We start from the raw sequence: 12,986 nt of genomic DNA, 5'->3' as shown, positions 1-12,986 counted from the left end.
CTTATTCCCAGGCGGAACGGCCGCGCGCGGCCTTCGCGCCGATGTCGGTGCGGAACTGCTTGCCCTCGAAGCTGATGAGGTCGCAGGCGGCGTAAGCACGCTCGCGGGCCTCCTCGAAGGTCTTGCCGAGCGCCACCACGTTGAGCACGCGCCCGCCTGCCGTGACGAGCTCGCCGTCGGCATTGTGGCTGGTGCCCGCATGGAAGACCGACACGCCGTCGAGCGCCTCGGCCTCGTCGATCCCCAGGATGACCTTGCCCTTCTCGTAGGCGCCCGGATACCCGGCGCTCGCAAGGACGACGCACACCGCCCATTCGTCGGCCCATTCGAGCGACAAATCGTCGACGCGGCCCTCGGCCACGGCACACATCACATCGACCAGGTCGGTCTTCAGGCGAGGAAGGATCACCTGCGTCTCGGGGTCGCCGAAGCGCACGTTGAACTCCACGATCTTCGGCCCCGCGGGGGTCAGCATGAAGCCGCCGTAGAGCACGCCGCGATAATCGCGCACGCCGTCGGTTGCCGCCGTGGCAGCTGCGGCCTTGTCCATGATGGCCACCATAGATGCCATCTCCTCGTCGGTCACGATGGGCACGGGCGAGTAGACGCCCATGCCGCCCGTGTTCGGGCCCTCGTCGCCATCGAACGCACGCTTGTGGTCCTGAGCAGGAGCCATGGGAAACGCCTTGCCGTTTGCCACGAAGGCGAGCAGCGAGCATTCCGGCCCCGTCATGCACTCCTCGATAAGGACGGTCTTGCCAGCATCGCCGAACTTGCCGTCGAAGCACTCGCGAACGGCGTCCTCGGCTTCTTCTACCGTCGAAGCGACGACGACGCCCTTGCCGGCCGCCAGGCCGTCGGCCTTCACCACGATGGGAGCGCCCTGCTCGAGAATGTAGGCGATCGCGGGATCGCACGAATCGAAGGTGGCGTACGCCGCCGTGGGGATGTCGTTCTTCTCCATGAACGCCTTGCTGTGCGCCTTGCTTCCCTCGAGCAGCGCGCCTGCGGCGTCGGGGCCGAAGACCGAGATGCCCGCGTCGCGCAGCTCGTCGGCAACGCCCGCAACGAGCGGAGCCTCAGGGCCCACGACCACAAGGTCGACACCGTGCTCGCGCACGAACGAGAGCACGGACGAGCCGCTCATCATATCGACGTCGTTGACGTTGGTCGCAACCGCAGCCGTGCCGCCGTTACCAGGGGCAACGAACAGCTCGTCGCACCGAGGCGACTTGGAAAGCGCCCATGCGATCGCATGCTCGCGACCGCCACTGCCAAGCACCAAAATGTTCACAACAAACCCTTTCTCTCAGGTTCGCAAATAACAAGCAAGGGGAAACACACGCGCCAAACCGCAAAGCCCGCAGGTTAAGCAAGAGTCAGCGAGCGCAGCTCTGGCGAGTGCAGATGGCGTGAAGAGATTTCGACGCGTACTTTAAGGTACGCAAGAAATCTATGGAGCGCCAGCTGCGCCGCCAGAGCCGCGCGCAGAGTCGGCTCATTGCGCGGGCCGCAAGGCCCGCGCAACCCGAAGCTTACCAACCGCGCATGATGGTCTGATCGCGATCGGGGCCGACGGCGACGATTGAGATTTTCACGCCCGTAATCTCCTCGAGATGCTCAACATATTTCTGCGCGTTCTCGGGCAGCTCCTCGAAGGACTTGCAAGCCGTGATGTCCTCGCCCTTCCAGCCAGGAAGTTCCTCGTAGATGGGCTTCGCGTGGAACAGCACGCTTTGCTGCATGGGGAAGTAGTCGTAGCGCTTGCCATTGCATTCGTAAGCCACGCACACCTTAATGGTGTCGAACGCCGAAAGCACGTCGAGCTTGGTGAGCGCCACGTCGGTGAGGCCGTTGACCTCAGCAGCATAGCGCGCGATGACCGCGTCGAACCATCCGCAGCGGCGCTTGCGGCCGGTGGTCACACCAAATTCGTGGCCCACAGAGCACAGAAGCTCGCCGGTTTCGGCCTCTTCGCCCACGCCACCGTCCTCGGGGAAGCGCTGCTCGGTCGGGAACGGGCCACCGCCAACACGCGTCACGTAGGCCTTTTCGATGCCGAGCACACGGTCGATGTTCACCGGACCCACGCCCGAGCCCGTCGCCGCGCCACCCGCGCAGCAAGAAGAGGAGGTCACGTAGGGATAGGTGCCATGGTCGATGTCGAGCAGCGTGCCCTGCGCGCCCTCGAACAGCACCGACTTGCCCTCGCGCAGCGCGCTGTTGAGCATGTGCGCGGTTTCAGCCATGTAGGGCTTCAGGATGCGCGCGTAGGGCAGATACTCCTCGCAGATTTCCTCAACCGTGTAGGTATGGAGACCGTAGATCTTGCTCAGGACGGGATTCTTCTGCTTGAGCGCAGTCTCGACCTTCAGACGGAAGATCTTCTCGTCGAACAGATCCTGGATACGGATGCCCTTGCGGGCGGCTTTGTCCTGGTAGCACGGGCCGATACCGCGCTTGGTGGTGCCGATCTTGTGCTCGCCGAGGCTCTTCTCATCGGCGCCGTCGAGATCTTTGTGCCACGGCATGATGACATGTGCATCGCAGCTGATCTTCAGGTTCTTGCACGAAATGCCCTCCGCCTGGAGCATCGCCATTTCCTTCACGAGCACACCCGGGTCGACGACGACGCCGTTTCCAATGACGGGAATAGCATTCTCGTACATGACACCCGAAGGCATCAGGTGCAGCGCCAGTTTCTTGTCACCGTGGACGACGGTGTGTCCCGCGTTGTTTCCACCCTGGTAGCGCACGACGTAGTCGTACTTGCTCGCAATGAGGTCGGTGATTTTACCCTTGCCTTCGTCGCCCCATTGGGCACCGACGAGAACTGTACTGGGCATGAGCTTTCATCCTTTCGCCGCCCCGCGCAAGCGAGGCCGATCGGCATTCTTCCTGCAACCCTTGCATTATAAGGTATGGGTTACACGGCGAGTTCGATGACGTTGGTAGCGTCACTAACTTCGCGTAGAACGGAAACAACCTCTTCGTGGCAGGTAAACATGATGACTTGGCGCGTCTTCGCGAGCTCGGCCAAGGCACGCGCGGCCCCGCGGCGGCGGCGGGAGTCGAAGTTTACGAGAATATCGTCGGCGAGGATGGGAATCGCACGGCCCACGTTGTCGGCGGCGAGCAGAAGCGCAATGCGCAGGCTGAGGTAGAGCTGCTGGCACGTGCCGAGCGAGAGATGGACCGGATCGCGCTCGGTATGCACGGAGTCGACGACGCGCAGATGACCGTCGGCCGTCATGTACACGCGCACCCAGCGGCCCTCGGTCATAAGCGACATGAGCTCGCTCGCCTGTGCATACACCTCGGGCTGGCTTTTGCTCTCCCAGGAGGATATCGCCATCTCGAGCATGCGACGGGCGAGAAGAAGCCTCGCGAAAGTTTGCAGCGACTCGTTGTAACGCGTTCGGATCTGCTGATAGGTCATGCGGACCTCGTCGAGCGTATGCTCGCCGCGCGCCGTCGCAAGCTCTTGCTTGAGCTCGCCGTACGCTCGGTTCGTGCTCTCAAAGGCCTCCATGAGGTTAGTGCGCTGCGAAACCTTGCGCGCGATCTTCGCGTCGAGCGCCGCAAGCGTCGCGTTCTCGCTCGGCAGATGCGCCTGCGTGTAGGCGCTCGCAAGTGCGTCGACGTTGCGCGCGATCTTCTCTTCGAGCGAGGTCAGGCGCGCAGTGAGCGCCTGGGAGCGCTGCTGGAGCAAGGCCATGTCACCGCGAGCGTCCTTCGCCTCGTCGAGAATCGTCCGCGCACGGCGCAAGTTCGATGAGGCCTCGCCCAGCCCGCGACTCTCGAGAAACGCACGAATCTCCCCCGAGAGCGCCTCCTGCTCGGCAAGGCACGACTCGTATTTCTTCTTGTCCTGCAACATGACCCATTGCGCGCTTTGAAGCTCGGCCTTTCGCGCTTCCTGCTCCTTGCTCGGGCGGAACAGCATCACAAGCGCCCCCGCAGCGAGAAAGACCGCCATGGCGACCAAGCCCAAACCGAGCGCCGTGAACGACAAACTCGAAATTTCGCGCCCATGTACCACAAGGGGAACGCCGGACCCGACGAACATGAGCGGCAGCGCGATGGAGAGCACCGCCTGCGCCGTGCGCTGATGGCGGGCACGCAGCTCCATCTCGCGCGTATCGGGGGCCTCGAGGCGCACCTCATAGGCCGCCTTCGACGCAGCGTAATTCGATTTCGCCAGTTCAATGCTGTGCGAACACTTCGACTCCTTGTCTGAGAAGACGTCGATGCGGTCGCGCAGCTCGCGATCCTCGGCAGCCGTCATGTCCATAAGCTCGCGGGAGACCGCATGTCTCCCGCGCCGTCTCGCGAGCGCCGCTTGCGTTTGCTCCTCGACAAGGCGCGCGTGCTCCTCGGTAATCTCCTCGCGCTCCGCCGCGAGCTTCTCGATGCGCGCGCGACACGCGGTAAGCTCCTCGATGCGCGCATTCAGTTTCGACAGGCGCGCGCTGAGCGACTCGCGCTCGGGCTCCATCTCGTGGAATTCCTTGTCCTTGCGACGCAAGCTCTCGGCTACCTCAGCGGCGCGAGCCATCTCCTCTTTCGCGTTCGCAAGCTGCGAGCCCAAGTTCACAAGCGATTCCTCGGCACTTGCGGCGCGCGAGGTGCAGGCAGCAAGGCGCCCTTGCACCACGGAGAGCGCGTGCGCGGGGGATGTCCCCGTGCCCGACCCCGCTGTGAGCAGGCGCGCCGTGACATCGGTGGTGTTGCGCAGGCGGCGCAGCTCGTCGCTGGTGAGCGAGAACATGGTAGAGAACGTCTCGCGATCGATATCGTGCACGAGGGAGGCGTCGCCCTTGAGGCCTTCTGCATTGCGGCTTCGGGAAAGCTCGATCTCGCCGCCTTCGCCATCGTCGAAGAACAGCGAGCCCGCGCGGTCTGCGGCCTGCGGCTTGTAGGTGTTGCGCACCCCGCGCGCCTCTTCCCAACCGAAGAGCACTCCGCGGACAAACGAGGCCGTCGTCGTCTTACCCGCCTCGTTCGGACCGAACACCACGTTCAAATGGGGTCCGAAGGGGCCGACAGCCTTGCCGGAAAACGCGCCGAAGCTTTCCATCTTAACGTGCTTCAAGAAGGGACTCATTCGTCATCGCCTCCGCACAAAAGGTCGATGACCAAGTCTTGCGCCTCTTCGGCAAGCGTCGGGATACTCTGCACGAGGGCGCTCGGCAGCGCGACGTTGCTTTTCAGGAACTCGTCCTGAAGAAACGCCGCCTCGCCGGCCTCGTCTTCGCGCATCGATTCGGCAACGCCGAGAAACACCGCAGGGAACATCCCCTCGCGGCGCGCCGCTTCGCGATCAAAGGGCCGACGCGTCTTGTCGATAAGCGCGTCACAGAAGAACTCCGGATGGGAATCGTTGATCTGGTTGCGCAAATCGTCGACCAGCCCGGGCCGCTTGAGCACCTCGTGCAGGGGCGTCGTGCCGCAAAGCACGATGCGCGTGCACATCTCCCCGCAGTGCGCCTTGCCGTTCACGCGGAAAAGCTCACGTGTGACCAGGTCCGACACATCGGGAACCGTAACGCACTCCGAGATGTCCACCTTCATGCGCTGCCAGACGACGCTTGCCGCGGGGATGAACTCGACCACGTTGCGTCGCCCCTCCTCGAGCGTGACCAGGTTCACGCCGCGCGGCCCCGTCTCCTTGATGTCGCGCCCCTGGATACAGCCGGAAAATGCGAGGCGCGGATTGTCCTCGGTGTAGATCAGGCGTTTGTGAACATGCCCGAGCGCCCAGTAGTCGAACCCCGCACGCAAAAGCTTCGCGGGCGCCACGGGGGCCTTGTTCGGATCCAGATCGAGCCCGGTGTGAATTACCCCGATGCCGAAGGGAGCCGATGCCGCGTCCTCCCCGAGGGCCTCGTTTGCGGCAGCTCGCGTAACGCCCTCGGCGATGCAGGCATCCCCAGGCCACGTTTGGTTGTAGTAGCCGCGCCCGCCGAGCACGCACGCAGGCTTGCCGTCCCGACGGTAAAGCGCAAAGCTCGGCTTGTCGGCGGAGAACATGGTCACGTTGCTCGGCAGGTTGAACAGGTCGCGCTGCCAGGTGGTATAGGGATCGTGGTTTCCCGTGCACATGTACACCGGAATGTCCTCAGCGTCGAGGCGCGAAAGGCCATCGAAAAACGTGAGGTAGTCGGCATAGGAGGGCCGCGCCGTATCGAAGATGTCGCCGGCAATCACCACGAAGTCGACACGATTGTCGATGGCGGCGGAAACCACGCGCTCGTACGCTTCGGGAATTGCCTCGACGAGACGGCTCGCCCAACGCTCGGAGAGAGCCCGAAGACCGCGGAAGGGGGCTCCGATATGAAGGTCAGCAGCATGGATGAATGTCAAGCGTTCCGCCATCGGCAGCCGCCCCTTACGCGTATCCGCCGACACGCGAGTCGTCGATGAGATCCATGAAGCGCGTGTACTCGGCGTTGAAGGCGAGCGGGATGTCGCGCGTCGGACCGTTACGGTGCTTGGCGACGATCAACTCCGCCGTGCCCCAATCAGGACGGTCGTCGCTTTCGCCCTCTTCCTCGTTCATGCTTCGGTCGATGAACATGACGATGTCGGCGTCCTGCTCGATGGAGCCCGATTCACGCAGGTCGGAAAGCATGGGGCGCTTCTTTCCTCGCATCTCGACGGCACGGGAGAGCTGCGAGAGGGCGATAACGGGCATGCCCATCTCCTTCGCGAGGATTTTAAGGCCACGGGAAATCTCGCCGACCTCGACGGCGCGGTTGCCGTCACGGCGCGTTTGCGGGGGCTGCATGAGCTGCAAGTAGTCAACGATGATCAGGCCGTTTCCCTGGGCATGGCGCAATTCGCGACGAGCCTTCGCGCGAGCTTCCAGGATGGACAAGCCCGGCGAGTCATCGATGTACATATCGAGCTTCGAGAGCGCATTCGACGCATCGGCGATGGCGCCCCAGTCCCCTTCCGCAATAAAGCCACCGCGAATCTTCGAGAGGCTCACGCGCGCCTCGGCGCACAGGATACGTTGCATAAGCTGGCTTGCAGACATTTCCAAGGAGAAGAAGGCAACCGAAGTGCCCGCCTTCGCCGCGTTCACGGCAAGGTTCAGCGCGAACGACGTCTTGCCGACGCCGGGCCTTGCAGCGAGGATGACCAGGTCGCCCGCGCGCAGGCCGTGGAACAGGTCGTCTGCGTCCTTGAAGCCCGTCGGAACACCCGCCATGTGGCTTTTCTGCTCCGCGAGCTTCGTGATTTCCTCGAACGCCTCAGTGAGCAGGGTGTCAACGCGTGCGAAGGTCGAGGACACGCGCTTTTCGGTGACGTTGAAGAGCGTCTTCTCGGCGGTCTCCACTACCTCGTTTAAATCGTCAGGGGCATCATAGGCAAGCGCGTTGATCTGCGCAGACGCGAAGATGAGCTCGCGCAGGATGGCCGTGCGCTTCACGATGTCGGCATGGTTTTGCCAGTTGGTAAGCGCGAACGTGTTGTCCGCAAGGTCAACGAGGTACGCCTTGCCGCCGACCGCCTCGAGCTGCCCCGACGCATTGAGCGTGTCGGCAAGCGAGATCTGGTCGATGGGGATGCGGCGGATGTTCAGGTCGCATATCGCCTCGAAGATGATGCGATGGGCAGGACGGAAGAAGTTCTCAGGCTTCAGCTTCAGCACCAGCTCCTCGACAGCCTCAGCGTCGAGCATGCATGCCGCCAGAACGGATTGCTCCGCTTCGATGTTCTGGGGCAATGGTCTGTTCTGCGGCGTTGACTGCGGCGCAAAATCTGAGTTGCGCGGAGTGTTGGAGCGGTTGTCGGGCATATGCGATGGCTTCCTTCTGGGTGCGTTGATGAGCGTCTTCGAGAATTCGTTTAACCGTTGTATCTTACCCCACCGCGAGCGCTCTTAGCGAGAGGTACCCCAAACACCAAGAAACCCCTCGCCCAAACGGGCAAGGGGTTTCGAAATAAGCGTGTTCGCAATGTGCGATGCGCTATTCGGCTGCAGCCTCGGTCTCTTCAGCAGGAGCAGCTGCTTCCTCGGCGGGAGCCTCGACAGCCTCTTCCTCTTCCGGAGCCTCGGGGGCCTTGTCGCTCACGACGCTCACGGTAACGGTGGCCTTGATGTCGCGATAGATGGAGATAGCGACAGCATGCTCGCCGGCAACCTTGATCGGGTTGCCAAGCTCGACACGACGACGGTCGATCTCGACGCCAAGGTTCTCCTTGATTGCGTCGGCGACGATCGAAGACGTGACGGAGCCGAACAGTTGGCCCTCTTCGCCCACGTTGGCAAGAACCTTGACGGTTGCACCATCGAGCTTGGCGCGCATAGCCTCAGCGTCGGCAAGGCGAGTCTCCTCGCGCTTAGCGATGTTGTGCTTGCGCTGCTCGAGCTGCTTGAGGTTGCCCTTAGTCGCCTTGATGGCGTAGCCCTGGGTCAGCAGGTAGTTGTTGGCGTAACCATTGGCAACTTCGATAACGTCGCCTTCGCCGCCCCTGCCTTTCAGTTCTTTAAGCAGAATGACTTTCATGGTACCTCCTTCGCCTAGCGGTTGCGGCGGTCGCCACGGCCGCTCACGGCGGGAACCGCGTAGGGCATCAAAGCCATTTCGCGGGCGCGCTTCACGGCGTTCGCGATGTCGCGCTGATGCTGGGTGCAGGCACCCGTCACGCGGCGCGGCTTGATCTTTCCGCGGTCGGTCACATATTTGCGCAGCATCTGCGTGTCCTTGTAGTCGATGTACTCAACATCGTCCTTGCAGAACTGGCAGAACTTGCGACGCGGCTGCTTCGCGTAATCTGACGTTTTCTTCAACTTACTCTTCCTTAGAACGGGATGTCTTCATCGTAGACAGAAGAAGAGGCATCGATCGTCGGTGCCGGCTGGGGCTGGTAGCTCGCCTGAGGTGCAGGCTGATAGCCGCCTTGTTGCCCATAGCTTTGACCGGAAGAATACTGTGCATCGCTGTTGCGGCTCGACATGAACTCAAGCTCGTCCACGATCACTTCGATCTTGGAGCGCTTCTGCCCGTCGCGTTCCCACTGGCTCCAGCGCAGCTTACCCTCGATCGCGACCTTCGTACCCTTGGACAAGTACTTGTTCAAGGCGTCGGCGCGAGCGCCGAACATGGTGCAATCGATGAAGTTGGGGTAGTCCTCCCATTCGCCGGTCTGCTGGTTCTTACGACGGTCGTTGACCGCCACGCCGAAACCGAGAACGGAAGTCCCGCCCGCAGTGCTGCGAAGCTCAGGGTCGCGAGTCAAATTACCGCTGATGATAACTCTGTTGATGCTCATAATTCTTGCCTCTTCCCATGTGCCGGACGCCAAAAGCGCCCATTAAGCTCCAGTTAGTCGCGGTCTTCGCGCTTCACGATCATGTGGCGGACCACAGCATCGTTGATGCGCAGAACGCGATCGAGCTCGGCAACGTTCTGAGGATCAGCGTGGAAATTGACGAGAGTGTAATCACCGTCGGTCAGACCATTGATCTCGTAAGCAAGTTTGCGCTTGCCCCACTCGTCGACGTTGTCAACCTTGCCTGCGCCCTCGGCGATCGTGGTCTCGATTCGCTTCATGACGGCAACGCGATCTTCGTCGGAAATGGTCGGGGCGACAAAAAACAGCAGTTCGTAAGCCTTCATCAGCTCACCTCCTTTGGACTTTACGGCTCTGGGTCTGGTGAAGGCATTCACCCAGAGCAGGATATAGCCTGACCATATTAACGTAGGCTTCCCGCTTCGGGTAGACTAAAGCTGTCTCCCATCACCTGAACCACACATCTTCTCGAGCCGCCGAGCTCGTTTTGGGGGCATCCTAGCATGTAAACCTGGCAGAATCCTTCCCGATTCCTTCCCGAATTTCGATGCGAGTTCTCCCAAAACGAAAACGAAAGCCCCGTGCATTTGCACGAGGCTCTCGCAGAAATTCAATCTAAGAGGAGGATTTATTCTCCGTCGGTGTCGATTCCCGCCGAAGGATCCTCGTCGACTTCCGTCAGATACTTCTCGTCGATCTCGTCCTCACCGTAGTCGACCCCGCTCTTGAGCTTCGCCATAAAGTTCGGAGCCTCGCCGATGTAGGCAGCCTCTTCCTCGAAGGTGTAGCCACCCTCATCATCGACGGTATAAAGGTAGCCAACCGCATAGCCGTCCTCCGCGCCCGGCACGCCGCCTTCCGCGATGATAACGTCTTTCGTGCCATCGTCGGTCTCGACGTAGCCGTCATAGCAGAACGCATACGCGTCTGCGCCGCGTGCGCCTTCCACCGTATGCTGCGCGAGGTTGTAGCATTCCTCGGAGGAATCGCCTGGATGCGACTCGATGAACAGGTTCTCCTTGACGACGAGCGTCGTGAACGGAACGAGCTCAGCGCCCTCCTCCATCTTCTCCTTCGCCTCGTCGAGCGCGAACAGAAGCACGTTTTCGAGCATCTCCGGAATCTCGGGGACTTCCTCAGATGAGTTTTCAACAGTGCGATCGGCCATAAGGTCGCTCCTTTGCTTTCGATAATCGATTGTCACAGTGTAGTCCACCGTATTCGCTTTGGGGAGGGGAGCACAGAAAAAGCCCCCGCGATTGCGAGGGCTTGTCGGTTCGTGGCGGAGGAGGAGGGATTCGAACCCTCGTTACCCGGGTTGCGGGCAAAACGGTTTTCGAGACCGCCGCATTCAACCACTCTGCCACCCCTCCGCATGGGGTGTGGGGCTTGTGCCCCTGATATGTGAAACGCGCCGAAGCGCGTTACTTTTTCTGGCGGAGAGATGGGGATTCGAACCCCAGATACCCTTTTGGGGCATACACGATTTCCAATCGTGCTCCTTCGGCCAGCTCGGACATCTCTCCGTTTTGCCAATTGCAGCAGCTAAATATTATACATAAGACCCTGTCTGTCCACAAGGATATTTTTCAAAAACTCGCAAACCCGCCCGCTGCGGCGGATCAAAACGAAAACGCGCACTCTACCAGGGCGTTCGCGTTTAGTACTCGCTTGTCAGCGAGTAATGGCCAGGCGTCACCTCGGCAACGCTCATCGGAACATCGAACAGCGAGGACATGGCCTCATCGCACAGGAGCTCCTCTTTCGACCCGTCCGCATGCACCGATCCATCCTTGATCAAAAGCAGCCGCTCGATTTCGGGAATGATATCCTCGGCATAGTGGGTGACCAGCAGGATCGCGCGCCCAGATTGCGCGATCGCGCGCATGGAGCGGCGCACGTAGTGCATCCCCTGCGGATCAAGACCCGTGCACGGCTCATCGAGCACAACGACGTCGGGGTCGTGAACGAGAGCGCGCGCAAACAACACGCGCCTCGCCTGCCCTGTGGACAGCGTCATCACGTCGCGATCTGCAATCGACTCGACACCAAGCGTCGCCATCGTTTTTCGGCAGCGCGCATAGTCGTCCTCACTCGCGTTCACCCGTTTCGGCACGCCGAGCGAACCGTACAGACCGCCCGCGACCACCTCGATAGCGGGCATGTGCACCGTGATCTGATCCTGCATCGTCGATGACACAATGCCGAGGCTCTTCTTCACGTCCTCGAGCGTCGCACGCGCGTTCCCGCGGAAAAGCACTGGCGGCTCGTCCTGGTAAAGCGGGAGAATCTCACGCGTGATCAGCTTGATGAAGGTCGACTTGCCAGCACCGTTCGGGCCGAGCAGCGCCATGCTCTCCCCCTCGGCAAGCTCGAAGGAGCCGACGTGCAAGATAGTTTTACCCGACCGTTTCACGATTGCATTGTTCAAGCAAAGAAAGGGAGGGCGCGAATCCGCTTCGCACCCTCCCTCGAACTGACTGTCAGCCATGTGGTTTATGCTGCCTTCTTGGTCTCGGAGTCACCGCTGTCCGAAGCAGTATCGCTCGAAGTGGAAGAAGCGTCAGTTGCGCTCACCTCGTTGTCGGCGGAGCCGCTGCTCCCATCGGTGGAGGAGCTATCGGAGGAGTCATCGCTTTGATACTTCGACATATCGAGGTCGTAGGGCAGCCCGCTCGGCATGTCCTTGATCTCGATGTCGGCGTTGTCCTTCGCATCTGAGAGCCACTGCTGGTAGGCCTTCGACTGGTTCGAGGACTTGAGCGAGCTTCTGAACTGCTCGACGAACTCGGAGGGCAGCTGATCGAGGCTCGTCAGCTCATCAGGAGCGTGGAACTCGTCGGTGCACTTGATGATATGGATGCCGTAGCTGCTCGTGACAAGGCCGCTTACCTGGCCCTTCGAGAGATCGGCAAGGCCTGCGGTGTATTCGCTCACAAACGAGTTGAGCTTATCCCAGCCCACATCGCCGCCGTTTTGGGCAGAGCCGTCCTTGGAGTAGGTCTTTGCAGCCTCGGCGAAATCGAGCGTTCCAGCATTAATCTGGTCGAGCACGCTCTGCGCCGTTTCCGTGTCGTCGGCGTCGAAGAGGATATGGGAAGAACGCTTCGCGCCATCGAAGCTGGAAATGTAAGTCTGGGCATAAGAGAGAACGTCCTCGTCAGAAGGATCGTCGCCCTCGAAGGACTTCATGAGGCCCTGCTGCAGAAGGGAGGTCTTGATGTTGCTCTTGTACTCGTCCTCGGTCATGCCGACCGCCTGGAGCGCCTCGTTCCACTTGTCGTCGCTCGCGTAGTTCTGCTTCATCTGGTCGACGTAGGACTGCACCTCGTCATCGCTCACTGTGACGCCCTTCTCCTCGGCGCCCTGGATAATCAACTGCTTGGTCACGAGGGAATCGATGACTTCCTCGCGCACCTTTTCGGGGGTGTAGTCGTATTTGACCATCCACTCGCCCCACGCGTCCTCGTCGGTCAAAGACATCTGGGAGCGAATGCTTTCGACGGAGGCCGTAACCTCTTCCTCTTGGATTTCGGCACCGTTGACGGTCGCCGCCACGCCTCCGACACCCTTCGATCCCGACGTTGAATTACCCGAGCACGCCGTAATGCCGACCACGCACAAAGCGGACAGGCTCACCGCGCAAACGGTTTTAGCGATTGTAGAAGCTTTCATGAAAC

Annotated in this window: 12 protein-coding genes and 2 tRNA genes; all 14 read right to left on the bottom strand. The window is 61.0% G+C overall.

All coding sequences use genetic code 11. The features are described from left to right. Position 1: 1 nt before the first annotated feature. The gene (gene purD, locus F8C90_RS03820; protein ID WP_158049130.1) at positions 2–1,294 is read right to left on the bottom strand and encodes a phosphoribosylamine--glycine ligase; all 1,293 of its coding nucleotides are present in this window, start codon (positions 1,292–1,294) and stop codon (positions 2–4) included. 241 nt (positions 1,295–1,535) lie between these two features. Beyond that, entirely contained in the window at positions 1,536–2,846 is a 1,311-nt protein-coding gene (locus F8C90_RS03815; protein WP_158049129.1) for an adenylosuccinate synthase, read from the bottom strand. 80 nt (positions 2,847–2,926) lie between these two features. Further along, on the bottom strand, positions 2,927–5,095 hold the full coding sequence (locus tag F8C90_RS03810) for an ATP-binding protein (protein WP_246155773.1): 2,169 nt from the start codon (positions 5,093–5,095) through the stop codon (positions 2,927–2,929). A gap of 8 nt (positions 5,096–5,103) precedes the next feature. Beyond that, positions 5,104–6,378: a metallophosphoesterase family protein gene (locus F8C90_RS03805; protein ID WP_158049127.1), complete on the bottom strand. Its 1,275-nt coding sequence runs from the start codon at positions 6,376–6,378 to the stop codon at positions 5,104–5,106. 13 nt (positions 6,379–6,391) lie between these two features. Further along, on the bottom strand, positions 6,392–7,807 hold the full coding sequence (dnaB, locus tag F8C90_RS03800) for a replicative DNA helicase (RefSeq protein WP_158049126.1): 1,416 nt from the start codon (positions 7,805–7,807) through the stop codon (positions 6,392–6,394). A gap of 172 nt (positions 7,808–7,979) precedes the next feature. After that, a complete protein-coding gene (gene rplI / locus F8C90_RS03795; RefSeq protein ID WP_158049125.1) occupies positions 7,980–8,519 on the bottom strand; it encodes a 50S ribosomal protein L9 in 540 nt (179 codons plus the stop codon). A gap of 14 nt (positions 8,520–8,533) precedes the next feature. Continuing rightward, positions 8,534–8,803 carry a 30S ribosomal protein S18 gene (rpsR, locus tag F8C90_RS03790; RefSeq protein ID WP_158049124.1) on the bottom strand — a complete coding sequence of 90 codons (270 nt, stop codon included), beginning with the start codon at positions 8,801–8,803 and terminating at the stop codon, positions 8,534–8,536. 11 nt (positions 8,804–8,814) lie between these two features. Further along, positions 8,815–9,285: a single-stranded DNA-binding protein gene (locus tag F8C90_RS03785; protein ID WP_158049123.1), complete on the bottom strand. Its 471-nt coding sequence runs from the start codon at positions 9,283–9,285 to the stop codon at positions 8,815–8,817. A 53-nt stretch (positions 9,286–9,338) separates the two neighbouring features. Beyond that, complete coding sequence (gene rpsF / locus F8C90_RS03780; RefSeq protein WP_158049122.1) at positions 9,339–9,632, bottom strand: 30S ribosomal protein S6; 294 nt, start codon at positions 9,630–9,632, stop codon at positions 9,339–9,341. A gap of 302 nt (positions 9,633–9,934) precedes the next feature. Then, positions 9,935–10,474 carry a hypothetical protein gene (locus tag F8C90_RS03775; protein ID WP_158049121.1) on the bottom strand — a complete coding sequence of 180 codons (540 nt, stop codon included), beginning with the start codon at positions 10,472–10,474 and terminating at the stop codon, positions 9,935–9,937. 112 nt (positions 10,475–10,586) lie between these two features. After that, positions 10,587–10,679: transfer RNA gene (locus tag F8C90_RS03770), tRNA-Ser, on the bottom strand. Between the two features lie 61 nt (positions 10,680–10,740). After that, a tRNA-Ser gene (locus F8C90_RS03765) sits at positions 10,741–10,832 on the bottom strand. A gap of 134 nt (positions 10,833–10,966) precedes the next feature. Further along, a complete protein-coding gene (locus F8C90_RS03760) occupies positions 10,967–11,737 on the bottom strand; it encodes an ABC transporter ATP-binding protein (protein ID WP_246155772.1) in 771 nt (256 codons plus the stop codon). A 65-nt stretch (positions 11,738–11,802) separates the two neighbouring features. After that, positions 11,803–12,981 (bottom strand): SurA N-terminal domain-containing protein, encoded by a 1,179-nt coding sequence (locus F8C90_RS03755; protein WP_170264530.1) that lies wholly within the window; start codon positions 12,979–12,981, stop codon positions 11,803–11,805. Positions 12,982–12,986 lie beyond the last annotated feature (5 nt).

Source organism: Ellagibacter isourolithinifaciens (assembly GCF_008831035.1).
GTDB lineage: Bacteria > Actinomycetota > Coriobacteriia > Coriobacteriales > Eggerthellaceae > Ellagibacter > Ellagibacter isourolithinifaciens.
The sequence above is the reverse complement of the archived record's forward strand: the minus strand, read 5'-3'. Positions and strand labels throughout refer to the sequence as shown.